The 25,360-nt window shown below is 67.4% G+C and carries 19 protein-coding genes; 9 read left to right on the top strand and 10 right to left on the bottom strand.

Annotation, left to right across the window (positions count from 1 at the left end; genetic code table 11):
- The first annotated feature begins 182 nt into the window (after positions 1–182).
- A complete protein-coding gene (locus K9F62_07340; protein ID UJX42473.1) occupies positions 183–1,820 on the top strand; it encodes a response regulator in 1,638 nt (545 codons plus the stop codon).
- Here K9F62_07340 and K9F62_07335 read toward each other — a convergent pair.
- The 3 genes from K9F62_07335 to K9F62_07325 all read right to left on the bottom strand — a co-directional run bounded on the left by K9F62_07335 (position 1,792) and on the right by K9F62_07325 (position 5,574).
- The gene (locus K9F62_07335; protein UJX42472.1) at positions 1,792–2,949 is read right to left on the bottom strand and encodes a glycosyltransferase family 4 protein; all 1,158 of its coding nucleotides are present in this window, start codon (positions 2,947–2,949) and stop codon (positions 1,792–1,794) included. The two genes, K9F62_07340 and K9F62_07335, sit on opposite strands and share 29 nt — an antisense overlap.
- Positions 2,940–3,941, bottom strand: coding sequence for a glycosyltransferase (locus tag K9F62_07330; protein UJX43165.1), 1,002 nt, complete (start codon positions 3,939–3,941; stop codon positions 2,940–2,942). Before K9F62_07330 ends, K9F62_07335 begins: the two co-directional genes overlap by 10 nt.
- A gap of 151 nt (positions 3,942–4,092) precedes the next feature.
- Positions 4,093–5,574, bottom strand: coding sequence for a B12-binding domain-containing radical SAM protein (locus K9F62_07325; GenBank protein ID UJX42471.1), 1,482 nt, complete (start codon positions 5,572–5,574; stop codon positions 4,093–4,095).
- Positions 5,575–5,861: 287 nt separating this feature from the next.
- Between K9F62_07325 and K9F62_07320 the strand changes: the two genes are divergently transcribed.
- From K9F62_07320 to K9F62_07305, 4 genes are all read left to right on the top strand, one after another.
- Positions 5,862–9,029 carry a glycosyltransferase family 39 protein gene (locus K9F62_07320; protein ID UJX42470.1) on the top strand — a complete coding sequence of 1,056 codons (3,168 nt, stop codon included), beginning with the start codon at positions 5,862–5,864 and terminating at the stop codon, positions 9,027–9,029.
- Between the two features lie 117 nt (positions 9,030–9,146).
- Positions 9,147–12,053: a glycosyltransferase family 39 protein gene (locus K9F62_07315; GenBank protein ID UJX42469.1), complete on the top strand. Its 2,907-nt coding sequence runs from the start codon at positions 9,147–9,149 to the stop codon at positions 12,051–12,053.
- Positions 12,050–13,408, top strand: coding sequence for an FAD-dependent oxidoreductase (locus K9F62_07310; protein ID UJX42468.1), 1,359 nt, complete (start codon positions 12,050–12,052; stop codon positions 13,406–13,408). The genes K9F62_07315 and K9F62_07310 overlap by 4 nt, the downstream gene beginning before the upstream one ends.
- Positions 13,409–13,413: 5 nt before the next feature.
- Entirely contained in the window at positions 13,414–14,475 is a 1,062-nt protein-coding gene (locus tag K9F62_07305) for a radical SAM protein (protein UJX42467.1), read from the top strand.
- Positions 14,476–14,653: 178 nt separating this feature from the next.
- Here the strand turns inward: K9F62_07305 and K9F62_07300 are convergent, their stop codons facing one another.
- The 5 genes from K9F62_07300 to K9F62_07280 all read right to left on the bottom strand — a co-directional run bounded on the left by K9F62_07300 (position 14,654) and on the right by K9F62_07280 (position 18,550).
- Positions 14,654–14,965: a calcium-binding protein gene (locus tag K9F62_07300; protein ID UJX42466.1), complete on the bottom strand. Its 312-nt coding sequence runs from the start codon at positions 14,963–14,965 to the stop codon at positions 14,654–14,656.
- A gap of 385 nt (positions 14,966–15,350) precedes the next feature.
- A complete protein-coding gene (locus K9F62_07295) occupies positions 15,351–15,824 on the bottom strand; it encodes a DUF3859 domain-containing protein (GenBank protein UJX42465.1) in 474 nt (157 codons plus the stop codon).
- A gap of 160 nt (positions 15,825–15,984) precedes the next feature.
- On the bottom strand, positions 15,985–16,461 hold the full coding sequence (locus tag K9F62_07290) for a hypothetical protein (protein ID UJX42464.1): 477 nt from the start codon (positions 16,459–16,461) through the stop codon (positions 15,985–15,987).
- Positions 16,434–17,558, bottom strand: a complete 1,125-nt coding sequence (locus tag K9F62_07285) for a radical SAM protein (protein ID UJX42463.1) — start codon at positions 17,556–17,558, stop codon at positions 16,434–16,436. The genes K9F62_07290 and K9F62_07285 overlap by 28 nt, the downstream gene beginning before the upstream one ends.
- Complete coding sequence (locus K9F62_07280; GenBank protein UJX42462.1) at positions 17,555–18,550, bottom strand: chromosome partitioning protein ParB; 996 nt, start codon at positions 18,548–18,550, stop codon at positions 17,555–17,557. The genes K9F62_07285 and K9F62_07280 overlap by 4 nt, the downstream gene beginning before the upstream one ends.
- Positions 18,551–18,964: 414 nt before the next feature.
- Between K9F62_07280 and K9F62_07275 the strand changes: the two genes are divergently transcribed.
- Together K9F62_07275 and K9F62_07270 are read left to right on the top strand one after the other, a co-directional pair.
- On the top strand, positions 18,965–21,037 hold the full coding sequence (locus K9F62_07275) for an elongation factor G (GenBank protein ID UJX42461.1): 2,073 nt from the start codon (positions 18,965–18,967) through the stop codon (positions 21,035–21,037).
- Between the two features lie 368 nt (positions 21,038–21,405).
- A complete protein-coding gene (locus tag K9F62_07270) occupies positions 21,406–22,809 on the top strand; it encodes a sigma-54 dependent transcriptional regulator (protein ID UJX42460.1) in 1,404 nt (467 codons plus the stop codon).
- Positions 22,810–22,834: 25 nt separating this feature from the next.
- Here the strand turns inward: K9F62_07270 and K9F62_07265 are convergent, their stop codons facing one another.
- Positions 22,835–23,032, bottom strand: coding sequence for a ferredoxin (locus tag K9F62_07265; protein ID UJX43164.1), 198 nt, complete (start codon positions 23,030–23,032; stop codon positions 22,835–22,837).
- 89 nt (positions 23,033–23,121) lie between these two features.
- Between K9F62_07265 and K9F62_07260 the strand changes: the two genes are divergently transcribed.
- Positions 23,122–23,445: a zinc ribbon domain-containing protein gene (locus K9F62_07260; GenBank protein ID UJX42459.1), complete on the top strand. Its 324-nt coding sequence runs from the start codon at positions 23,122–23,124 to the stop codon at positions 23,443–23,445.
- Between the two features lie 130 nt (positions 23,446–23,575).
- Here the strand turns inward: K9F62_07260 and K9F62_07255 are convergent, their stop codons facing one another.
- On the bottom strand, positions 23,576–23,965 hold the full coding sequence (locus tag K9F62_07255) for a hypothetical protein (protein ID UJX42458.1): 390 nt from the start codon (positions 23,963–23,965) through the stop codon (positions 23,576–23,578).
- 173 nt (positions 23,966–24,138) lie between these two features.
- Here K9F62_07255 and K9F62_07250 point away from each other — a divergent pair, with 173 nt between their 5' ends.
- Positions 24,139–25,272 carry a metal-dependent phosphohydrolase gene (locus K9F62_07250; GenBank protein ID UJX42457.1) on the top strand — a complete coding sequence of 378 codons (1,134 nt, stop codon included), beginning with the start codon at positions 24,139–24,141 and terminating at the stop codon, positions 25,270–25,272.
- The last annotated feature ends 88 nt before the right edge of the window (positions 25,273–25,360 follow it).

The following is a 25,360-nucleotide window of genomic DNA, read 5'->3' as shown; positions in this document are numbered from 1 at the left end:
TACAGGCCACGGCGCGGCATGGGCAAGTTGTTTCGCCAAATTCGCGTGGCCCCAAAACAGCCGCCGCCGTCCCTTCCCTTGCGCAAAGGGCGCGGGAATGCAATAAAGGAGGTTGCATTATTCGATTTTCCGGCATCGCGCCTCAACGTTCGCAACCGACGCTTTCCTCTTTTTCATGGGGCATGCGCATGGCCGTCGACAGCAACGTATCCGCGTCCCCCCCGCAGGACGCCCTCAAACGCCGGGTAGCAACCCTCGAGGCCCTGGTATCCAGCCTGCGCCAACGACACCAGCGGTCCGAACTCTTCTTCGAACGTTCCGTCATGGGCATCCTGCTCGGCGATCCCGAGGGGAATCTGCTCGACGCCAATCCCCGGGCCCAGGAACTGCTGGGGTATAGCCACGAGGAACTCCGCGCCACCAACATCCGGGACATCATCCATCCCGACGACCTGCGCCTGGTTTCCTCCCAGGCCGGTCCCCTGGCCGCCCTGGCCGGCCTGCCCTTTTCCGTCGAGCGCCGCTACCGCCGCAAGGACGGCACCTGGCTGCCGGTCCAGGTCGATTTCAGTCCCCTGGACGACACCGGCCGGGTTTTCCAGATCATGCTCCAGGACATCACCGCCCGCCGGGCCGCCGAGGAGGCCAAAAACGCGGCCCTGGCCCAGGCCCGCAGCGCCAGCCAGGCCAAATCCGCCTTTCTGGCCAACATGAGCCATGAAATCCGCACGCCCTTAAACGGCGTCATGGGCATGCTCCAGCTGCTGCTCGCCACCCCCCATTCGCCGGAACAAGACGAATATCTGCACACGGCCATGGACGCGGCCGCCGCCCTGCTGCGCCTTCTCTCCGACATCCTCGACTTCTCCAGCCTGGACGCCGGCACCATGACCCTGTCCGACGAGCTTTTCACCGTGGGCGACGTCCTCGACCCGATCATCGCCTCCTTCACCCACGAGGCCGCCATCAAAGGGCTGGAATTTTCCAGCCACGTGGCCCCGGCAATCCCGGCCCACCTGTGCGGCGATCCGGCCCGGCTGCGCCAGATCCTCTACAACCTCACCGGAAACGCCATCAAATACACCACGTTCGGCAAGGTGGAACTGGACGTGACCCCGCTGCCCCAGCCTGATGCCGCGGGCCTGGCCATGCTCGAATTCGCCGTGCGGGACACCGGCATCGGCATCCCCGCCGCCAAACTGGCCCACGTGCTCGACGCCTTCGCCCAGGCCGACGCCTCGGTGACCCGTACCTACGGCGGGCAGGGGCTGGGCCTGACCATCGTCCGGGCACTGGCCGAGCGCATGGGCGGCCGCATTCTGCTGTCCAGCCAGGTGGGAAAAGGCACGGAGGTGCGGGTGCGCCTGCCCTTCGTGCTGCCGCCGGGAGAGGCCAGCCCGGCCCCGGCTTTCGCCAAGCCCTGCCTCATCGGCCGCCGGGTCCTGGTGGTGGAGGACGAAGCCATCAACCGGCTGACCATGCGGGCCATGCTGCAACGGCTCGGCTGCGAGGCGGTCATGGCGGAAAACGGCCGGGAAGGCCTGGCCAGACTGGCCCGGGAAGATTTCGATTGCGTGCTGATGGATGTGCGGATGCCGCTTCTGGACGGGCTTTCCGCCACCCGGGCCGTGCGGGACGGCTCGGCCGGGGCGCGCAATCCGGCGGTGCCCATTTTGGCCCTTACTGCCCAGGCCCTGACCGGGGACCGGGAACAGGCGCTGGCCGCCGGGGTCGACGGCTACGTGGTCAAGCCCGTGGACCTGGACGCGCTGGCCCGGGCCATGGACGCGGTCATTCCCGAATGCCGGGGCGAGGCGTAACCGCGTCCTTTCCCCCGCCCACCCGGCGGTAGGCGGCAACGGCCAGGGAAACGGCCGCGTCCCAGGTGAGCTCCCGCGCCCGGTCCAGCCCCTTTTGCCGCAGCATGGCGGCAAGCGCGGCGTCCGTCAGCACGCGCCCAAGCGCGGCGGCCAACCCTTCGGTATCCGACGGATCGACCAGCAGGGCCGCGTCCCCCGCCACCTCGGGCACGGACGCGGCCGTGCTCGCCACCACCGGCGCGCCGCAGGCCATGGCCTCGGCCACGGGCAGGCCGAATCCCTCGCCAAAGCTCGGATAGGCAAAGGCCGCCGCACCGCTGTAAAGCGCGGGCAGATCCTCCTGCGGCACGGAGCCGGTGAAAACGATGCCCTCCCCGCCCCCGTCGCGACGTATGGCTTCGTGAAACGCGGCGAAAAGCCGGTCCCGGCCGCCGGCCAGGACCAGAAACGGCGCGGCCGGTCCCATCTCCCGACGCAAGATGCGATAGGCGGCCACGAGTCCGGGCAGATTCTTGCGCGGCTCGATACGCCCGAGATAGAGCAGGTACGGCCCTTCCGGGAGCCCGAGCCGCCGGCGCACGGCGGCAAGGCGCGCCGGATCGGTCACGGGGAAAAAGCCTTCGCCAACGCCGTTAAAGGCAAACGCCACCCTGTCCCCGGGCACGCGGTATCGCGAAACGATCTCCCGGCGGCTGAACTCCGAAACGGTCAGCACCATCCCGGCCCGGCGGGCGCTGCCCGGATAGAGCAGCCGCATGAGCGAGCCGAGTCCCCTGGGAAAGTATTGGGGCAGGGATTCGTGCAGGATGTCGTGCACCGTGAGCACCGTCGGCGGGCCGCCGACCAGGGGGCCGACGTACTGGCAGTGCAGCACGTCCACCTCGCGCGCCGCCCGGGCCGGAAACGGCCGGACCAGCCGACCGAAGCGCCCCGGCGGAATGGGCCGCAACACGACGTTCGACGCGCCCGGGGCCAGGGCCCGGGCGGCCGGCCCCTGGGGATCGGCGACATAATAGACAAAATCGATGTCCGGCGCGGCAAAGGGCAGCCGGGCGGCCAGATTGGCAATATAGGTGCGCGAGCCCTGCATGAGGTCGGAAAGCCCATGCAGGTCGAGTCCTACCCGCATGTCCGGCCACCTGCCTTTTTGCCGCAAAATGTCCGGCCGGTCAGCCGGGAAAGGACGGCCAGCCCGCCGCCCAGGGCAAAGGCGAAGGCCCTGGCGCAGACGATGCCCGGAGCGACGACGGCCACGGGCGCGTCCCGCCGGGCCGCCAGCCGGGTAAACGGCGCGGACGAGGCGACGAGCGCCAAACCCGCCGCCAGGGCCAGCGCGCCCCCGGACGCCGCAAACGGCCACAGCGCAATGCCCAGGCCGCACAGGCCGGCCAGCGCCGTCTGGATGCGAAGGAGCCCCGGCGTGTAGCCGTCGCGCAGCATTTTTTGCGGATGGGCCCGGCAGGCGGCCAGACGCCAGTAGGCCCGGCGGGCCTTGATGCGCAGATAGCCAGGCAGACTGGCCGGATGGCGGTGCCAGGTCATGGCCCGGGGAGCGAAGACCAGCCGGTGGCCGGCCCGGCACAGGCGGTAGGAAAATTCCGTGTCCTCGTTGTCGGCCACGGGAAAGGACGTGTCGAAGCCGCCCTGGGCGACGAACACCTCGCGCCGGAAGGCGGCGGCGTAGGTGGCGACCAGGTCGAGACAGGGAAATTTCGCGGCGAACCGGTAACGATCCTCGAATTCGAGCTGGGCGAACCGGGCAACAAGCCCCGTCTGCCGGGTGCGGTAGGCCCCCTGGACGCCGGAGACGGCCGGATCGTCGAAAGGCCGGGTCAGCTGGGCCAGAAAATCGGGAAACGGCGTGCAATCGGCGTCGGTGAAAACCAGGATGTCGCCCGTGGCCCGCAGCGCCCCGGCATTGCGGGCCGCGGCCGGTCCCTGGTTTTCTTGGCGCACGACCATGGCCCCCCGGGCGGCGGCAACGGCCGCCGTGGCGTCGGTGGAACCGTCGTCCACGACGATCACTTCCACCCGCCCTGCGTCCACGGTCTGGCGGGACAAGGCGTCCAGGGTGTCCGCCAGGGTCGCCGCCGCGTTGTAGGCCGGCACGATGACGGAAATGGAGGGGGAATGAGGCTGAGGCAAGAGGGTGCGAGAGGGGAAACCCTTTGAAAAGGGTTCTCCCCTCTCGCGCTCTCCCCTTCCTAAACTTTTTATTGGCATCATCGCATTATGGATTTTTGGGTGAACGCCGCAGAGGCTACCGCCAGGGCTATACCTGCGACCCGCGCAAAAGGTGCCGCACGAACACCCGGCCGGCCCGGACGTTTCGCGCCATCTCGCCCGGGGAAACCAGGGAGGAAACAGCCCGCCGCAGCAGAAAGGACGGCCGCAGGTAGAAGCGGCGGCGGGCCAGGTCGCAGAGCCGCACCAGCTCGCGCGGCCCGAGGGTCTCGTTTCGCACCACGCAGTTGTGCAGGCCCTTGGGCGTGAGCCAGTCGCGCCAGGTTTCGGCCGTGATGTGCCCCCGGGCGGCGTATTCGGCATAGGCCTCGGTGCCGGGGTAGACCATGACCGGGTAGAACTGGGCCGTGTCCGGGGCCAGCTTGATGGCGAAGTCGATGGTGGCCATGATGGACTCGCGGGTATCGCCCGGAAAGCCGAAGATGAAACAGCCGTGGACCTTGATGCCGGCGGCCCTGGCGTCGGCCCGGAAGCGTTCCATGCGTGCGGCCGTAAGGCCTTTCTTCATGGAGGTAAGGGCAGTGGGATCGGCGGATTCGAAGCCCACGCACACCTGCCTGCACCCGGCCCGGCCCATGGCCGCGAGGAGATCAGAAGCCAGATCGGCCCGGCTGTTGGCCGTCCACTCGAAGCGCAGCCCCCGACGCCCGATGGCGGCGCAAAAGGCCTTGCAGCGCGTCCGATCGGCGGTCAGCGTGTCGTCCTCGAAAAAAATCGTGCGCAGCCCCGGGAAGTTGTCCAGGCACCAGGCCACTTCGTCGAGCACGTCCTCGATGGGCCGGTAGCGCGCCTTGCGTCCGGTCAGGGTCTGGGGATGCAGGCAAAACGAGCAGCGAAACGGGCAGCCGCGCGAGGTGGAAAGCGTCACCATGGGCGGCTTGGCGTTGGGGTTGAAATAACGGCGGATGTCCAGGTGGCGCTTGTAGACCGGGGCCACGGGCGGAAGTGCTCCCAGGTCCTCGATGTAGGGCCGGTCGGGATTGTGGACCGCCGCGCCGGATGCGTCCACGAAGCTCAGGCCCTCGATTTTGGCCAGCCGGGCGTCGGTCGCCGGGCCGCTTTCCAGCACCCGGGCCAGTTCCAGCACCGTGGCGTCGTATTCGCGCCGGGCCACGGCGCAAACCGCTCCCGGCACGCTCGTCAGCACGTCTTCCGGCAAGGCCGAGGCATGGGGCCCGACCAGGACCGTGAAGACCCCGGGCAATACGCGGCGCAGGGCGGCGGCGGCGGCGATGTCGGCGTCGATGCTCGGCGTGGCGGTGTCGATGACCGCCAAAACGGGACGCTGCCGCTCGGCCCGGGCGATGACGGCCGGCAGGTCGAGGCCGGCGGCCGGGGCGTCCAGCAGGTCCACGTCGTAGCCGTCGGCCTCGAGCAGGGCCGTGGCCTGGGCCAGGAACAGCGGGAAATACAGAGTGCCGGACTTGGTGACGGCCGGGGAACGCTGGGGCCGGGAAAAATTGGGCAGAAAAGGGGAATTCAAAACCAGCACGGGCATGGCGGGGGTCATGATGGCACGCGCCTCCGAAGCGGGGGATAAGATGTCGTCCATGATAGGCGAAGGAACGCTTACGGGCAACCAAGGCGGTCGCCTTTGCCCATCCCTTGCCATTGGCCGCAACTGCGGCCACACTGCCCCCTCGGCCCGCGCTCACCCGCCGGCCCGGAACATGCCATGAACGTACTGCTTATAAACGTCCACGCCACCCACGTGGACGAGACCACCGATGACCGGGAACCTGGGTGCCCGAAGCAAGGCGAAGGCCGCTTTGACGGCCACGCCAAAACGGAGCGCCGATGAATCCGGGCAGTGCCGCCGGTCGTCATCATCCTCCCCCATCGCCCGCTTTCGCCGACCATGCGCCCGCCGAGCCTTCACGCAGGCTCTTCTGGCTGCTGTTCGGCCTGATCCTGGCCGGGTCCCTGGCCTTGCGCCTTTACAACGTGGGCACCCCCCAGCTGTGGGAGGACGACTACCTCAACCTCGACCGGGCCCTGATGGATCCGGCCCGGCTCATCGCCATCCAGCAGTACCAGGGGCCGGCGGACACCATCTTCGACTTCCAGCCGCCCCTTTCCTACCTGCTCGTCCACGCCACCCTGGCCGTGTCCAAGACCACCATGGCCGCCCGCCTGCCCTCCATTCTGGCCGGCATGCTGTCCATCCTGGCCATCGGGCTGCTTGGCGCGCGCACGGGCGGACGCAAGGCCGGGCTGGCCGCCGCCGCCATGACCGGGCTGTCCCTGTTCCATCTGGATTTTTCCCGGGCCATCAAGCCCTATGCCCTGTTTTTATGCACCCTGTCCTTTTCCCTGTATTTCCTCGTCCGCTGCCTGGAGGCGAAGCTTGCCCGGCGCCCGGCCTGGTTGACCGGCTATGCCGCGGCCACGGCGGCCATGCTGGCCACGGCCTACCAGGGCGTGCCGGTTGTTCTGGCCGAGGGGCTGTGCATTCTGGGCCTGTATGTGGCCAGAAAGGGCATCTTCAGCGCCGCCGACCGCAACTGGCGGCTGGGGCAGATCGTCCTCGCCGCCGACGCGGCCGTGCTCGTCTGGCTGCCCCTGGCCCCGGGCCTGCTTTTCGTGCGCGAATTCCTGGGAAACCCGCACATCAATCCCTGGCAGGGCTTGGGCGGAACGTTTTTCGCCAATATCCTCAATGGGCTGTATTACCAGCACGCAGTCGTGCCCCTGGTCAGCACGCTGCTGCTCATCGCCCTGGCCCTGCTCGGGCTGCTGGTCGGCCGCCGCGCCCCGGTCCTGCTGCTGGCCGCCGTCGGGATTTTCCCCGCGCTGGCAGTGCTTTCCAGCCAGTCGGACCTGCGGCCCCTCGTGTCCTGGCGACACCTGGTCTGTCTGTTCCCGGGGCTGGCCGTTTTCGCCGGCGCGGGCGCGGCCTTCACGGCGGACATGGTGGCCGGCTACATGGCCAAAAAACTACGCCTCGGCACGGCCCTGCTCGTCACCGCCGCCCTGTGCGCCGTGACCATGGGACCGGGACTGACCCGCATCCGCGACGACGCCTCCCGCACCCTGTCCAACGACCGGGACCTGTTCCGATACTTAAGCCGCCTGCCCGTGACCTGGACCGGCCTGACATTTACCGGCTACCAGCGAAACACCAAGACCTTCTCCGCCAGATGGCACCTGCCCGGCCGCTTTTCCAGCCCGGGCGACTTTTCCGGCCCGGGCTACGGCCGCACCCTGGTCGTGGATTCCTACACCGCCCCGTCCCAGCGGCTTCGGGCCATGCCGCGCGGCACGCTGCTGGCCTCCTGGGGCACCGGCATCTTCAAGACCCGCGTCTCCCTGGCCGGGCTGCCCCGCCGGGCCCCTCTGCTGCTGGCCCCGGGCGCCGACGGCTCGGCCGCCTATGGCGACGATTTCCGCGACTGGCGCTATTACCGCGACGCCTTTGCCTCGCGCAATTTCACCGTGGACACGGAAGTGGGCCTGCTGCGCCCCACCCGCTACGAAAAGCCGGCCATGGCCGTGTGGCGCTTCGACCTGCCCCCGGGCAGCGCCGGGGCCGTCGTGCGGGCCAGCGTGGTCGCGGCGCTCTACAAGCGCCATCCCGACAAATCGGCGGATTCGCTGCTTTCCATCGCGGCCAGCGGCGACGGCAAGACCTTCACCCCCCTGGCCGTGCTGTCCCACGCCGATTTCCTCCTGCCCGACGGCACGCCGCGCACGCAAAAAAGGCGTTTTTTCGAAGAGCTGGGCTTTTACCACGAGTGCCGCGAAGCCGCCGCCCGCCTGGACCTGACGCCCTTTGCCGCCGGCGGCACGGTCTACGTGCGCGTCACCTACGCCCCGGGAGTGCGCGAGGGATTTCTCAACGTGGCCGGACTGGCCGTGACGGCGGAATTTCCCGAGGGAGCCCGGCCCGAGGTGAATCCCCTGGCTTTTTACGCCGCCAACCTGGCCCGAAATTGCGCCGCGCCGGCCTACACGCCGGACAGTCACCTGCTCGGCCAGACCGCCTACGTCTTTGCCGCCCCGCAGCATCCGGAGCTGGCCGCGCGTCTGCCCGGGGGCGAGGTCATCGGCACTCCGGCCGATCTGGCCGCCTTTACCGCCGCCCACCCGGACCTCGATCCCGCCTACGTGCTGCGCGACGCGTCGGGCGCGCCGGCGGTCATCGTCCACGACCCAGCCCTAAATCCCGACGGCGACGCGCCGCGCTTTTCCGGGACCGACTCCCGCGCCGTGCTGGAGGTGGCCGGCAAAAAGCCCTTCGACGTGGGCACGGCCTGGCTATGGGGCAGGATCGACGCGCCGACCATCGCTATCGGCGCCACGTCCCTGCGCATCCCGGTGTCCGCCCCGGACGGGACGGTGCTGCGTCTCACCCCCGGCGGCAAGGGGCTGCTCGCCTTCAGCCCGAATTTCGATCCGCCGGATTTCACCGACGCCCCCAACGCGCATTTCCGCAATATGGCGGCGTCCACATCCTATCCGGAGTATGACGGCGGCGTGACCTGCCGGCCCGGCACCGCCTGCTCGTTCGATTACATCATCGTCTCCGGCCTGCCCATGACCGAGCTGCGGCTGATGACCTATCCCCGGCTCTACGGCGAACCCGGCAGCGCGGGAAGTTGCCAGGTCTCGGTTTCCACGGACGGCCAGCACTTCCGGACCCTGGTCGATTTTCGCCGCTCCAGGAAATTCACCTGGTCGCCCATGTTCACCCGGCATTTCACCCGGCTGCGCTTCGACAAGCCGGCCACCTTCGTCACGGTGCGCTTTTCGCTTTTCGCCAATGCCAACGCCGAGTTCTGGTCGCCGACACGGCCCATCGACCGCATGGTGGTGGAAGCCGACCTCGACGCGCGTTCGCTGCCGCCCCTGCGGCTCAGTCCCGGAGCGGTGCCGTTGCGGCTCACCGGCGCGCCGGACAACAACCTGCACCTGACCTTCGATCCCCACCGGCCGGGGCTCGAACGGGTCTGGCCCGGGGACTAGGATCGTGCTCTTGCAAGACGCGCACGGGTTTCGATCGGCACAGAAGGGAACGCACCACGAGGCCGCCCAAAAGCCGTTTCCCCTCCACAGCCGGCCGTGCTATGCGCTTGTGACGTGATGTCAGGAAAAAAAACCGGGGCATTGCGGCCCGACGCCGCCGACTGGATTGCGCTTGTGCTCGGGCTTTGCGCCCTGGCCCTGCGACTAGGCGACCTTGGCGCGCCCTCGGCCTCGTTTTACGACGAACTGACGACCCTGGCCCGCAGCCTTGCCCCGAGCATGGGCGAGGTGCTACGCGCCGCGCGCTGGCAATATCCGCCCTATATCGATTTCCAGCCGCCGCTCTACTACCTCATGGTCCACGCGGCCATCGGCCTTGGCCACACGGACTTTTTCGCCAGGCTCCCGGCGGCGCTTTCCGGCGCGGCCAGCGTTCCCCTGCTCTACCTCATCGGCCGCCGGCTCGGCGGCAAGGCGGTGGGGCTTTTCGCGGCCGCCGCCCTGGCCGTGAACCTGCACCATGTCGACGTCAGCCAGCAGACGCGCCTGTACGCCTTTTACGGGCTGGCAAGCCTCGGCGCGCTCTGGGCGCTGCTGCGCGCCCTCGGAGCAAATGACGGGAAACGGCGAACCATCGCCGCCTGGGCGCTCTACGGCGTGTTCTTGGCCACCGGGCTTTACACGTCCTATCTGGCCGGGACCTGGCTTGTGGCGGGCCTCGCCTTGACGCTCCTGGCCCTTATCCGGCCGGCCCCGTCTCCGGGCGTAGGAAACGACGCGGGCGACGGGCAACCCGCGCCCCATCGCCGGCGTAGCCTGATTCTGGGCTGCCTCCTCGCCAGTCTGGCCGCGCTGCTCCTTTTCTGGCCCTGGCTTGCCGCCACCTCGGGCATGCGCGGCTACCTGCTTACCGCCGCCGCGCCCAATCGACCGGCCCTCGGCACGGCCCTGGCCCATGTCTTCGCCGCCTTTTCCAGCCAGTACGCCGCCTTTACCGGCCGGCCGGAACTGCCCTGGCTGCTGGCCGGGCCGGCCCTGCTCGGCCTTGTCGCGGGCCTTTGCACGCGAAAACGACGCTTCGCGACCGTGGCCGCCGCCCTCTGGTTCGCGGCGTTTTTTTTGCCGGTCTGGTTCAAGGCCAACGCCACCCACCATTTCCAGGCCCGCTACGTGCTGCCCTGCCTGTTTCCGGTTCTGCTCCTGGCCGGCATGCTGCCGGCGGCCCTTGGCGACCGGCTGCCGCGAAACCTCGCCGGCAGGGCCGCGCGCCTCGCCCTGTCCGTGCTGCTGGGGCTGGCCCTGGCCGCGCCGAGCCTGCCGGTTTATCCCTTCTACTACCGCCGCGACGACAGCCGGCTCAAGCCCCTGGCCGCCTTTTTGCGCGACCGGGCCACACCGGGCGTGGCCCTCGATTTCGCCGGCCACAGCCCGCCCTGGACCCGGTTTTATTTCGCCACCTTCGTGCGCTGGTACCTGCCCGGCGTGTTCGAACCGCCCCTGCCGGAAAACGGCCGGAACTTCCGGGAGTGCTTGCTGGTGACGCCCGCCGACGACCAAGCTCCCCCGCCGCCGCCCGGCGCGGCCTTTCTCGGCGCGCTGGCCCGGGTGCGCGTTTTCCGCACCCCGCTTTTAAACGCCGCCCCGCTGCTGCTGCGGCCCAACACTGCGGGACAGGTCTTTTTCGAAACCGATTTTCACATCTTGCCCAAGGCCTTTGCCCATATCTGGGACAGCCAGAACATCCGCATAAAACCCAAGGGCCTGCTGCCGGCCGATCGTTCCGCCTCCGGCAGCGTCACCTACGCCTTTTCCCCCCTGCCCGGGCAGCGTATCGCCCTGACCCGGCTAGCCCTGGACGCCAGGGTGACGGGCTATCCCGGCATCCCGGTCACCGGCCGCGTGCTGGTGCTGGTCGGACCGGCCCTGGACAAACTGGTCCCCTACGATCCGGGCGCTCTGCCGCCGCCGGGGGACACCCTCTTCGTGCGGCTGATCCTCGAGCCCGGCCCCAGGCGCGAAACCGTGGAAGTCACCCGTCTGGCCCTGGCCGCCGCCGTAAGCGGCCAGCCGGACCCGGGCGTCACCCCGGAAGCCGAAGGACAGCGACGCCTCGCCGCCAACTCCCTCGTCGTGTCGTATGAAAAAGACGCCCTCTATCCCGGCCGCCGGCCGCTGGCGACCCTGCCCGCAACCAAAGCCGGACAGGCGTCGCCGCTCCTCGTGGCGACCATCGGCGACACGGCCTACGTCGATCCCACCCTATCCCCGGACTACGGCCGGCTGGCGGCGGACAAACCGCTCACCCTGGTCAATCCCGGCAGCCTGTCCATCCTCCTCGACATCTGGAAGCTTGCCGGCTCGCCCCAGGGGCCGCATCTGACCGTGGGCGGGGCGACGTTCCAGATTCCCCTGACCGGCAAAAAACTGGCCGCGACCCTGGCGGCCAAGGGCCGGGGCGAGGCCGCCCTGCGTCCGCTTTTCACGCCGGACGGCTACGATCCGGGCATGGCCGACGTCGCGGACCGCGTCACGCGCCTGCCCAGGGAGCCGGTCCTGACCTGCCCGGACGGCAAACCCTGCTCGGTCACCTATGCCCTGGTCACGGGCTACCCGGCGCGGACGCTGCGCCTTACCTGGTTCCCCCGGGTCTTTGCCGACGCGGCCGGCCAAAACGGCGTACAGGCCGCCTATTCCCTTAACGGCGGGGCCTACCGTCCCCTCGACGCCCTGACCAGCTCCGGCTCGAACCGTTGGGAAGGGCTTGGCGTCGGCCGGACCGTCACGGCGGACCTCGGGGGATTTACGGGCACACTGCGGCTGCGCTTCACCCTATCCGGCGATGCGGCCCAGCTGTGGTCCTCCCTGGAGACGCCCATGGCCATGTCCCTGTCCCTGGATACGGGGAGCCTGCCCGCGATTTCCCTGCCGCCCGGCCGCACGCCGCTTCGGGCCGATTGCCCGGAAACCGACGGCGTGGTAGCCTTGCCGATGCCCCTTACCGACAGCGCGATTGGTACGCCATGAGCACCGCCCCCTCTTCGTCCTCCCCCATCGTCATTGTCGGCGGCGGCGTGGCCGGACTTGCCTGCGCCGCCCGGCTGACCGCCGCCGGATGGCCGGTGGTCGTCATCGAACGCGAAGCCGAGGCCGGCGGCCTGTTGCGCTCCGTGCCCCTGGACGGCGTGGTGTTCGACCTCGGCCCCCATGTCCTTTTCCTCGACCATCCGGGGCGCGGCGAGGCGTTCTTGCGCGAGGTGCTCGACGGCGCGCCCGTCATCCGCCACCCCTTCGCCTTCGCCATCCACGCCGGCGGGCGCTATTGGAAATTTCCCAACCACTTCGATTTTCTGCGCTATCCCACCCGCTACAAGATCGAGGCCCTGCGCGCCGCCCTCAAACGCCGGGGCGCGCCGCCCCCGGAGCCCATCCCCGCCTCCCTGGAACTGGCGGAAAAATGCGGCCCGGGACTTTACGGGCTGCTCTTCCGGGACCTTTTCGCCAAAAAGGCCCTCATGGACCCGGCCGAGCTGCACCACTACTGGCTGGCCCGGGTGGACCGCACCATCGACAACGCCAAGGAGCCCTTCGTCCCCCGGGGCAAGGCCGGGGCCGTCCTGGCGGCGCTCGGCCGGCTGCGCCAGCGCTACACCTACCCCCGGGGCGGCCTTGGCGACGTGCCGCGCCTGCTGGCGGAGCGCATCCGCAACGGCGGCGGCGAGATCATGACCGGCGTGACCGATCTCGCCCTCGAACACCAGGGCGATCGCATCACGGCCGTTCTTCTGCCCGACCGGCGCATCCCCTGCCGACACTTGGTCTGGACCGCGCCCTTAAACGCCCTTAATAGCGCCCTGGGCGAGACGACCATCCCCAGGCTCCCCACCATCACCATGCGCCTGGCGCTTTTGACCTACAACCGCACACAGCGGGTCCACCGGCCCTACGTCTACACCTACCACCCGGACCCGGCCATGCTGGCCAACCGCATCTATTATCCGGAATCCATCTTCCGGGAGCTGGGGCCGGCCGACCGCGAGGGGCTGTGCCTGGAAATCAACGTGGCCACGGGCGAAGGGACGCTGCCGAGCGAAGCCGAAACCCTTTCCCGAGCCGTGGCCGACGTGGCCCACCTGGGGCTCTACCCGCCCCAGACCCTGCGCGAGGCCCGCGTCGTCACCCTGCCGGCGGCCATGCCGGTCTATCCTCTCGACTATGAACGGAATCTGGAGGCGGCGACCACCCCGGTGCGGGGCATCGCCAACGCCCACGCCGTGGGCCGGCAGGGCGGCTTCTACTTCTGCCTGACCCCGGCCGCCGTCACCCAGGGGCTCAAGATGGCGGATCATCTGCTTGGAACCGAACCCCAACCCGGAGCCTGACCACCATGGGACTGCTCGATTCCGCCCTGGCCACCAAGGGAGCGGGCGCGTCCGAACGCGTCAAAATCTTAAAGCGCCATGCCCAGGCCTTCGTGCGCCACGCCACGGCCAAACGGCTGTGGAACTTTTACAAGGCCGAACGCAACAGGCTGCAAAAGCGCGCGGTGCTCGATTCCATGCCCTATATTCTCAAGATCGAGACCACCAACATCTGCAACCTGCGCTGCGCCTACTGCTACGACGACCGCCGCGCCCCCACGCCCGAGGAACGCCCCTTCGGCCGCATGAGCGCCGAGCAGTTTCGCGGCCTGCTCGACGCCGTTGGGGACTATCTCTTCAAGATCAACCTGTACGGCTTCGGCGAGCCGTTCCTTTTTCCCGAAACCCTGGAAATGATCCGGCTGGCCACGGACCGCAACATCGGCGTGGGCGTGTCCTCCAACCTCAACCACCGCGACCCGGACCTGCCCCGGCGCATCGTGGCCTCGGGCCTGGAAGTGCTCATCTTTTCCTGCCACGGCGTGTCGCAGGAGACCAGCAACCGGTTCATGCGCGGCGGCAATCCGACACTGGCCCTGGAGAACCTGCGGGCGCTCATCGACGCCCGGCGGGCGGCCGGCTCGAAGACGCCCTTCATCGACTGGCAGTACTGCGTGACAGGATTTAATGAGCACGAGATCGGGGAAGCCCGGGACAAGGCCCGCGCACTCGGCGTGGACCAGGTGCGCTTCATCAAGCCCTTTTTCCCGGCCGACGCCCCGGACGAATGGTTTTCCAGCCGCTTTCCGCGCCAGACCTTCAGCCACGACGCCGAGGCCTCGCCGGGCTGCTCGTGGCTGTACCGCTCGGCCTACGTCAACTGGGACGGCGGGCTCATCCCCTGCTGCCGCGATCCGCGCGACCTGTCGGTTGATTTCGGCAACGTGCTTAAAACACCCTTCCGGGACGTCTGGAACAACGCCAAGTACCAGGCGGCCCGAACGCTCCTGGCCGATCCGACCCGCAACGACCTGCGCCCCGGCATCGTCTGCGGCCGCTGCCCGGTCACGTATTTACGGAAACAGTAGGAGGAAGAATCCGGGGGGAAACTTTTCTGAAGAAAAGTTTCCCCCCGGGCCCCCCTTCAAAAGACTTTAACGGCGTACGATTTCAATCGATAAAAAGTTTAGGAAAGGGAGAGCGCGAGAGGGGAGAACCCTTTCCAAAGGGTTTCCCCTCTCGCACTTTCTCTTCTAAATCTTATCGCTAGTAGGGCGTGTTCTGGCTTTCCACGTCGTTCCAGACGGAGAGCGGCGCGTCGTTATTGAGCACGCGGTCGACGAAGCCGTTGTTTTTCACGTCCAGCTTTTCCCAGGCGGATTCGGCCTTTTGTTTATCCTTCCATTGGGACATGAATTCGTCCTTGGTGATCACGCCATCCTTGTTGACGTCGTACTTGATGTACACTTCATCCATGGTCGCGTAGCCCTTGGGATGCTGCGACTGTTTCTTGGCGCAGCCGCCCAAAGCGGCGATCAGGGCCACGATCGCCAGAATCCCCATTACGTAACGCACCATTTCCCGCTCCTTGCTGAAGTTGCCGGTTCCGCCCTGCCTGGACAGAGGGCCGCCTTTGCATGCCGGTGTCCGGGAAACCGCGAGACGGACATGCCGCATGCTGCAGTGCCGGGACACTTTTCCGATCCACCACATGTTTCATACAACGGCCAGCATCGTCCAGTCCCTGGCAAGGATCGCTCCTTCAAAAAAAAGACAGGGGGGAAACCTCTTCTTCCGAAAGGCTTCCCCCCGGCCCTTTTCCCATAAAAAGAGTGCGAAGGGTGCGTTACACCTCGCCAGGAGCAAAAGTTTTGGGGAGGGGAGAGCGCGAGAGGGGAACCCTTTTTTCAAAAAGGTTCCCCTCTCGCACGTTCCGTTGACCGAACCGCTGTCGCGGTCCGTGTTATTGCTGCGGATTGAAGATCTGGAAGGTCTTCTTGATGGAGGAGCCGTCTTCGGCCACGGCGGTAAGCGTCCAGTCGCCGCTGGCCATCTCCCATTCCTTCTCGAAGGTGAAGGTGCAGTTGTATTCCTTGCCCGTTACCACATCGACCGTGGTTTCGGTATTGAAGACCACCTTGTTCTGGGCCGGGTCGATGATGCCCGGCGAGGCGGTGATGATCTTGACCTTGGACGTGCCGCCTTCGGGCTTGAGCGTTTTAAAGCGCAGGCCGAACGTCGTGCCGAGTTTGCGGGGCACGGAATTGGTGGCGGTCGTGAGCGCCCCGTTCGCATCGTAAATGCCGTAATCCACCAAAACGATGGTCGGCTCCTTTGGCTTTTCCTCCTTGCTGCCGAAGCCGAAGAAATTCAGCGTCGAGGAGCAGGAAGCCAGAAGCAGGCACAAGATCGGCAATATCGCAAGCAAACGTTTCACGCGTGTCCCTCCACGGCCTCACCCCGGCCGCATGTTCTTAATAATGGCCCACATGACCCCTCGGACGGCCGGTGTCAAGGGAAGCCGGCCCGTCCTGCGTTGCCTCGGCAAAAAGACAAATGACGCGGCGGGCACGCCAAGCAGCCGACGCGGCGGTCGTTCACGGCGTGCCGAAAGCCAGGTCGGCCAGCGGGGTCGTGCCCGCGAAAAAGGCGTCCAGGGCCGGTTTCTGTTCCATGGCCAGCCGCAGTCCCGATACGGGCAGCGGCCCGGGTTCCTGTCCATACACCATAACGGCCCGGTCGATACACTCCGCCGGCACGAAATCCGCCAACAGCCGCAACGCCACGCCGGTCCCTTCCTCGAAAACGACCAGGGGCCGGGGATAGCGCGCGCGGTCGGGCCCGAGCACCAGGTTGCCCGTGCGGGCGAGGGTCTCCACAACCCGCGACGGCGGCACGCCGGCCCATTTGCCGAGCAGTTCGCAAAAAAGCGGCCGCAGCGCCAGATAGTAGAACGGGTCGAGTTTGAGCGCCGCCGACACGCCTGGCACGTTGAGGATGGAAGGCGCGGCGGCGAAGTGCCGGCCAAGCCCCATTTCCAGCCGGGTCAGGGTTTCCGCGTAATCGACGAGCATGTGGGCTCTCCTTCGCGGTTGTAGGCCGCATCGAGCAGATGGGCGTAAAGCCCGCCCAGGCTCCGGGTGGTGCGCCCGAAAACCTCACGCCAGACCTCGTCGGATTCCATACAGAAATACAGGCCCCGGGAAAAGCCGTTCCTGGCCAGCCTGTCGGCCATAAACCGGAATTGGCGCACCCGAAGCGGCCGCAGAAGCCGTTTTTTGCCGTCCGCGCCAAGGGAAAACTCCCCGATCATGTAGGCCGGCACGGCGCGGCCCTCGTCGGCGAGCCGTCTTGGCAGCTCGGGCAGACAGCGAAACGACCCCAGGCTCATGTAGGCGATGTCCGCCGGACGCAGATAGTCGAAGATCATGTCCACGGCCGCGGCGTAGCCCGCTTCCCAGCCCGGGTAGAAGCAAATGGGGTCGAAGTGCAGGCAGACGCGAAACCCGGCCACCACGCAGGTCCTGGCCGCGCTCAGGCGGGCTTCCAGGGGCGCGGTGTCGCGCTCCTGGCCGGCCACAATGTCCGGGGCATTGAACGACCAGGCCGGCAGCACCCGGTCGGGCCTGGGGTCGGCCTCCATCCAGGTGAGGTCCACGGTCTTGGATTTGAGCTCCAGCACCACGTTGTCGAAGTCGGCCAGAAAGCCGAGCAGTTCCCGCGTGTGGCCGGTGATGGACTCGAGGGCCAGTGAATCGGCGAACTGGCCCGTGCCGACCCGGAAGCGCCGCGTGCGGTCGTGGCCGAAGGTGCGGCCCAGCTCGTCGAACATGGCGTCGGTGTTGGCAAAGGCGGTGAGCGTCCGGTCCCGGAAATAGGCCCGCAGGATGCAGTACGAGCAGTCCATGGGGCAGTTCTCGCCGATGTGCACGATCTGGTAGCCGCAGCAGCGGTAATTGCGCGTGGCCGGACAGGGTCGCAAAAACCGCCCCTTGTGGGCCTTTACGTGCAGCACCCGGCCGCCGTCCGGCGCTTCGGGCAGTGCCTCGCCCGGGGCCAGGATCACCTGAGCCGCGTCCGGCAGATTGGCCCGCGCCCGGGCGGCCATGGTCGTGCCGGCGACGGCGGCGTCCACGGCCAGACAGGTGATGTCCCAGGGCGGCAGGCTCACGCCGCGTCCCCGTCGTCGCCACGGGCCACCGTCAAGAGCCCCGGCAGCCCCGACGCAGCGGCCATGGCGGCCAGATCGGCCCCGGCCCGCGCCATCTCGGCCGGGGAGCGCACCACCACCTCCACCGTGACGGCGTCGGCCTCGAAGCCCTGGCTGGGCTTTAAACGCACCCGGCTGCCGCCCGGGGTCAGCTCCCGGGACAGGGCGGCGAAACGGGCCTCCAGGGTGGTCGTTGCGGGATAGCGCACGCGGCGCAGCCCGGCCAGCACCCCGGCCGCAAGGTCGTTTGGGGAAAGACCGCGCTGCGGCAGGTCCAGCACGCCGCACCGGGACAGCAACGCCCCCGGGGTCTCGCCCGAAAGCACGGCCGCCTCGCTCAGCCAGCCAAGCGCGTTTTTGAGCGTCCCCCGCGACCAGCGCATGGCGATCAGAAGCGGCGTCAGGGCGGCCAGGGTGTCGCCATCGCAGGCAGCCAGCGTCGCGGCGCAGCCCAGCGGCACGTTGCCCGCCGCCAAAAGCGCGTCAAAGGAGGCCGGCAGCGAAAGCCAGCGCAGCACCTGCCTGGCCCGGCCATCGCCCTCGCCGAAAAGCTGCGCCCCGGCCAGGGCCAGAAAGTCGTCCGCCGAGCCGTGGGCCGTGAAATACCGCGTTGCGGCCACGGCCATGGCGTCGGTCACGGCGCGGCCGAGGTTGGAGCCGAGGTAGAGCACGCCCAGGCGCAGCTCCGGGGAGAGTTCGGCCAGATCGGGCTCCATATCCTCCGGCGCAAGGGCCATGGCGGCCAGGGTGCGGCCCCGCATGGCGCGAAGCGCCGCCGCCCGGCGCGAACCGGCGGCCAGCACCGGCCGGCCGCCCTCGTCGAGGACCAGGGCGGGGGTCATCTGGCCGAAGCGTTCCAGGGACGTCGCAAGCGCCGCGTCCGGCGGGGCGGCCCAAAAGAGATGCGGCGCATCGATATCCAGGTCGCGCGGGTGTAAAAAGAGTGGCTGCACGGTGTCGTTTTTATTACGGTTTTTCCGTAGAGTTCATGATTTCAAGATGTTGGCGTCTTGACAAGGGGGCGACCCCTGCCCCACTATGCCCAAACTCGGGGAAAAGCCAAGGGCCTCAAAAGCCCGGATTTCCTGACCGGTCTTTCTCTTCCTTATGAAACCGTCACCCGGCCGCGCCCAAGGGCGGCATGCGATACCGCATAGCGGCTCGCCGTCGGGCCAAGCCCGCGACGACCGCGCCATCGTGACAACCCTGCGTCCGCCATGCCGCATCCGGCGCGCGGTCGCGTCGAGCGTCTGAGGGAACCTGGGAGGGGGCCCCGGAAAACCCGGGGTGGAACCCGGGAAACCCGGGCCATCCGACCCCTGTCGGCCTCCCGGGAGTTACCGAACGCGTCAACAAGGGAGAAGGGAATGTCGGAAAACCTTGCCAGCCAACGCACCTATGCCCTGATCGGCCATGGTGGATGCGGCAAAACCTCGGTGGCCGAAATGCTCCTCTTCACGGCCGGAGCTGTGGCGCGCCTTGGCAAGATCGAGGAAGGCACCACGGCGCTCGACTACGAGCCCGAGGAAGTCAAGCGCCGGGGCAGCACCCAGCCCGGCCTAGCCAGCTACCAGTTCAACAAGAACCGGCATTTTCTCCTGGACGTCCCCGGCGACGGCAGCTTCAACGGCGACCTGCCCTTCCTGCTCAAGGCGGTTGACGGCGTGGTGTTTGTGGTCGACGCCGTGGACGGCGTCAAGCCGCTGACCAGGAAACTTTGGGGCGAAGTGGTCAAACTCGGCCTGCCCGCCATTTTCTTCATCAACAAGATGGACCGCGACCGGGCCGATTTCGACATGGCCCTTTCCGGCATCCGCGACAAGCTCGGCGTCAAGACCTACGTCCAGAACCTGCCCATCGGGGCCAAGGAAGATTTCAAGGGCGTCATCAACGTCCTGGAAGGTAAGGCCTACCTTTTCGACGGCCAGGGCGGCACCACCGAAACCGCCATCCCCGACGACATGGCCGAGGAAGTGGAGACGCTGCGCGAGACCATGGTCGAGGAAATCGCCGTGGCCGACGAGCAGCTCATGGAACGCTACCTCGAGGGCGAGGAGATCTCCACCGAGGAACTGCTCGCCACCGTGCACATGGCCACGCTCTCGGGCCAGCTGTGCCCGGTCTGCTGCGGCTCGGCCCTCAAGAACATGGGCGGCGAACGCCTGCTGGCCGCCGTCCAGAACTTCCTGCCCGGGCCCATGGAAAGCGCCGCCGGCGGCAAAACCATCGTCACCGCCGATGGCACGGAAATTCCCGTGTCCGAATCCGGCCCGGTGGTCGCCTTCGTGTTCAAGACGCTCTTCGACCCCTTTGCCGGCCAGCTGTCCATGACCCGGGTGCTCACGGGCACGCTCACCACCAACATGGACCTGCAAAATCCGGCCACCGACACCCTGGAGCGAGCCGGGCAAATCCTTCTGCCGCTCGGCAAGGAAACCGCCATCTCCAAGGAACCGGCCGGTCCCGGGGCCATCGTGGCCCTGGCCAAGCTGAAAGACACCGCCACCGGCAACACGCTTTGCGACCCCAAAAAGCCCGTGACCATCGAAGCGCCGGTCCTGCCGCCGCCCATGATCTCCTACGCCCTGGCCCCGGCCGAAAAAGGCGACGAGGACAAGGTGTTCGCGGCCATGTCCAAGCTCCTCGACGAGGACATCACGCTGTCCATCACCCGCGACGAGGAAACCGGCGACATCCTGCTTTCCGGCATGGGCCAGACCCATCTGGAAAACGCCGTGGAAAAAGCCAGACGCCGGTTCAAGGTGAGCCCGGTGCTCAAGGCGCCGAAAATCCCCTACCGCGAGTCGGTCAAGGGCAAGGTCGAGGTCCAGGGCCGGCACAAGAAACAGACCGGCGGCCGGGGCCAGTTCGGCGACTGCTGGATCCGCATGGAAGGCCAGCCGCGCGGCGGCGGCTACGAATTCGTGGACGCCATCGTGGGCGGAGCCATCCCGCGCCAGTACATCCCGGCCGTGGACAAGGGCGTGCAGGAATCGGCCAGGCGCGGCTCCATCGCCGGCTACCCCATGGTGGACTTCAAGGTGACGCTCTACGACGGCACCTTCCATACCGTGGACTCGTCGGAAATGGCCTTCAAGATCGCGGGCTCCATCGCCTTCAAGGCCGCCTGCGAAAAGCTCAAGATATCGCTGCTCGAACCCATCGTGCTGGTGTCGGTCAGCTGCCCGGACGAATACATGGGCGACATCATCGGCGACCTCTCCAGCCGCCGCGGCAAGGTGCTGGGCTCGGATTCCACCGGCGGCATCACCGAAATCCAGGCCCACGTGCCCATGGCCGAAATGCAGGAGTACGCCAAGACCCTAAGCTCCACCACCGGCGGCCAGGGCGCGTTCACCATGGCCTTCGACCACTACGAGGAATGCCCGCCGCCTATCGCCGAAAAGGTGATCGCGGAGAGCAAGAAGAAGGAAGCGTAAGCGGCGGGGGAGGCTCCGCCTCCCCCGCACCCCCTTCGGCCAGGGCGCTGCCCTGGACCCGCCGGGGGGCTTGATGCCCCCCGGTCCCCCCTTTACCGGGCTGGGATGGCGGGTGGGGGCGAGGTTGGCGAGCGGGAGCCTGGACGTTTGTCGCCGCAATCGGCCCGGCGGCACGAGGCGCTTCGCGCCCCGACGCCGGACGCGATTGCGGCGACAAGGTGCGCCAGCGGCGAAGCGCCGCGTGGAAAGACAAACTAGGTACGGGGGAGACACCCCGTTAAGCGTTTTTTTGGAGGGTGGGGGTCCGGGGGCGGGAACCTTTTTTTGCAAAAAAAGGTTCCCGCCCCCGGTTCCCAATTTCATTTCATATGGCTCACATTCTTCTCATCGACGACGACGCCATCCTCAAGGAGACCATTGGGGCGCTGATGCGCCGGCTCGGCCATGCGTTCACCTGGGCCGGGTCGCTGGACGAGGGCCGGCGGGCCCTGGTGCATGGCCGGTTCGACGTGGTGCTGCTCGATTTGCGGCTGCCGGACGGCTATGGCCTGGACATGATGGCCGAGCTGCGCGGCGCGCCGGGCACGCCCGAGATCATCATCGTCACCGGCCAGGAGGACCCCGAGGGCGCGGCGCTGGCCATCAAGTCCGGGGCCTGGGACTACATCCAGAAGCCGCTCACGCCCAACCGCGTCACCCTGCCGCTGACCCGGGCGCTGGAATACCGGGCCCAGAAGGCGGCGAGACGCCCCCGGGCGGTGCTCAAGAGAGAAGCCATCATCGGCGTGGGGCCGGCCATGGAGGCCTGTCTGGACATGGTGGCCCAGGCGGCCGATTCCGACGCCTCGGTGCTGGTCACGGGCGAGACAGGCACGGGCAAGGAGCTTTTCGCCCGGGCCATTCACGCCAATTCCCAGCGCGGCAACAACAATTTCGTGGTGGTGGACTGCGCCGCCCTGCCCGAGACGCTGGTGGAAAGCGTGCTGTTCGGCCACGTCAAGGGCGCGTTTACCGGAGCGGACCGGGACCGGGACGGACTTTTCAAGCTGGCCGACGGGGGCACGCTTTTTCTCGACGAGATCGGCGAACTTTCGCTCGGCATCCAAAAAACGTTTCTGCGCGTCCTGCAGGATGGGCGGTTCCGGCCTGTCGGCTCCAAAAACGAGCTGCAAAGCGATTTCCGGCTGCTGGCCGCCACCAACCGCGACCTCGGGGTCATGGCCGCCGGCGGCGTCTTTCGCGAGGACCTGCTCTACAGGCTGCGCACCATCATCATCACCCTGCCGCCGCTACGCAACCGCGTCGAGGACGTAAAGCCCCTGGCCATCCACTACATGAACCGGCTGTGCGAGCGCTACCGCCTGCCGACCAAGGGCTTTGCCGAGGAATTCTTCCAGGCCCTGGCCGCCTACAGCTGGCCGGGCAACGTGCGGGAACTTTGCAGCACCATGGAACGGGTGCTGTTGCAGCATCGCACCGAGCCGGTGCTATATCCCAAGCACCTGCCCGACGAAATCCGCATCCAGGTGCTCAACGCCAGGGGTCCGGCCGAACCGACCGGGCCGCCCCATCCGGAGGAGCCGCACCTGGCCGCCGTGCCGCCCTGGAAAGAGTATCGCCGGCAGGCCCTGGACGCGGCCGAGCAGAGCTATCTGCAGGAGCTGCTCACGGCCGCCGGCGGCAACGTGGCCCGGGCCTCGCGCCTAAGCGGCCTGTCGCCATCGCGCCTCTACGACCTGTTCCGCAAGTACAACCTGCCGACCCGGGTCTAGCCGGACACGTCTTTTCCCGCCCGGTTCAGTCCATTTCGATGCAATCGTGGGGGCAGATGCCCATGGCCCGCTCGATGTCTTCCGCCGGCGCTTCGATCAGAAGGACGACGGGCTTTTCCACCGCCTCGTCCATTTCGAAAAGCTCGGGAACCATGGCGGCGCAAGCGCCGCAACCATTGCAGCAGACAGGATTGACGCTGTAGCCGTGCAGGGGCGTATCCATGAGACGTACCTCGGTTTCAGTGGCGCGATAGGGCTTTTCCATTTATGTTCGCCATCGATCCTGTCAAACCAGGGGGCCGACGGGCTGCCATGCGATGCAACAAATGCGGGGCCAATATCCCCGACACCGAACGTTACTGCCCGGTCTGCGGGCACAAACTCCAATCCGACCACCAGGCCGGCGCAAACGGTCCGGACGGGGACACGGGCTCCGGCGGCTCGGCCGGCTCCAGGCTGCTCGATTTCCAGGGATGGACCAAAACCGGCAGGGGACTCGGCCCCTACCTCGAGGCCTGCGCCTACGGGGGTCTGCTCGCGGCCGGCGTGGCCTGGTTTCTCTATTCGGGCATGTTCTGGCCGCTCTATCCGATACTGGGAATCTGCGCCCTGGCCGCCTGGCTGCGCCGGCTGTAACGCCCCGCGCGTTCCTGATCCGCCGCCTCTCCGACAGCGTCACAAGGCCCTCGTGTCGCGCTCTCGAAATTCGTGCATACGAATTTCGAGAATAACATATTTAAATAATTATTTTTTCGAGAACGCCACACTAAGGACTGCCGCAGCAGCGGGCCACCGTTGTCCGGGAACAGGGCAAGGGGTCCACGGCCACGGTGATGCAGCCGGCCGCCGTGTCGCGCACGATACGGCCCGAGGACATGCGGCCGTGCCAGACGCGGCTGGAAAAAATCGCCATGTCGCCGTTTAGCTGGACGTAGAATTCCGCGAATCCCTTGGCGAAAAACGAATTGAAGACGTAGACGCCCTCGCGCACGCCGATAAATTCGTAATTGCCCGGGTTCTTGCAGGTCAAAATGGCCAGCGCCTGCCGAAAAGCGCAGGCCAGCACCGCTTCCTCGTTAAACGCCGCGGCCGGCCGGGCAGCCCCCGCAACGCCAAGGAAAGCCAGCAAGAGCGCCGTCACCACGAGCCGTTTCATGCGCGCCTCCCGGGCGGACCGTCGCCGCCCTTTCCCGGTTCCCATCGGCGCCGGGTCGTTTTCCTTTAGCGTCCGCCAAGTTCCGCAGACTCCTTGTCGCCCAATCGTCTCCCCGGGTCTACCCCACGGTAACGCCAGGCGCGGATAATGCCTAAAACCATGGAGGCTTTATCATGGAGTCAGGACTCGATCGCAGAAAATTTCTCGCGCTTGGCGCAGCCGCCTGCGGCATGCTCGCCTTTACCGGCGCCGTTCCCCGAAAGGCCGCCGGGCAAACCCCGCCCCAGCCCGTCGCCCTGGAGGCCTGCCTGGCCATGTCCCCCCTGGCCATGGCCGACAGCTCGGCCGTGGTCGATCGGGACTGGAAATACCTGCTCGAAACGGCCGCGTCCATCAAGGACCCGGCCGTGCGACAAAAAGTACAGGCCATTCTCGACAACCCCGCTCCCAGTCTGGCCGACCGCCTGGCCGACCCCAAAACCCGTGCCGCCGTCCATGCGGAACTGGCCGCCAAAGGCTTTCTGAAGGGCCAGACGGTCGCCGGCCTGCTGCCCCCGGTCGCCGATCCGTCCAAGGCCGTGCAGCCTTTCCGTAGCGCCCCGGGCAGCGGCTACACCAGCCACCACGCCTTTCCCGGCGGCCTGGTCGTGCACACCGCCGGCAACATGCGCAATACCCTCGGCATCTACGACGGCTACGTGAAAAACTACGGCCTGACCCTCGACCGCGACACGACGGTGGTGTCCCAGATGCTCCACGACCTGCACAAGCCCTGGGTCTTCGCCTGGGCCGAGGACGGCACGTCCCGCAAGGAGCAGACCCTGGCCGGCACGGGCGAACACCACGTGCTCTCCGTGGCCGAAGCCATCGTGCGCGGACTGCCGCCGCAAATGGTGGTGGCCCAGGCCTGCGCCCACAACCATCCCGGCGACGCCAAGGACGAGGCCGAGGTGGTGGGCTGGCTCACGGCAGCCTCGATCCTGGCCGGCGTGGACCCGGTGAAGGCGGAACTGCTGGGGCCGGACGGCAAGACGCTGCCGCTGCCCCGGCGCATGGAAGGATTCGTGTGCCACCTGGGCGACCACGACTGGGTGCTGACCGGGCCGGCGGGCAAATGGACGACCGTGGCCCTCGGCGAACTGGCCAAGGAACGCTACGGCATCCCGGACGCCAATTCCAAGGCCTTCAACCAGCTGCGCAACTACGTGTTCGCCCACGGCACGATGATGGGACTCTACGCGGTCTACAGCGCCTCGGGCAAGAAGGCCCTGGCCGACGCCGTGACCGCCATCGTCACGCCTGTTTAAGAGATGGAAGAGGCTGGGGGAGAACCTTTCTGAAGAAAGGTTCTCCCCCAGACCCCCTTTCCAAATACCATGTTGGCCTCGACCCTCA

Origin of the sequence: Desulfovibrio sp. JY, from assembly GCA_021730285.1 — a bacterium.
Classification (GTDB): domain Bacteria; phylum Desulfobacterota; class Desulfovibrionia; order Desulfovibrionales; family Desulfovibrionaceae; genus Solidesulfovibrio.
The sequence above is the reverse complement of the archived record's forward strand: the minus strand, read 5'-3'. Positions and strand labels throughout refer to the sequence as shown.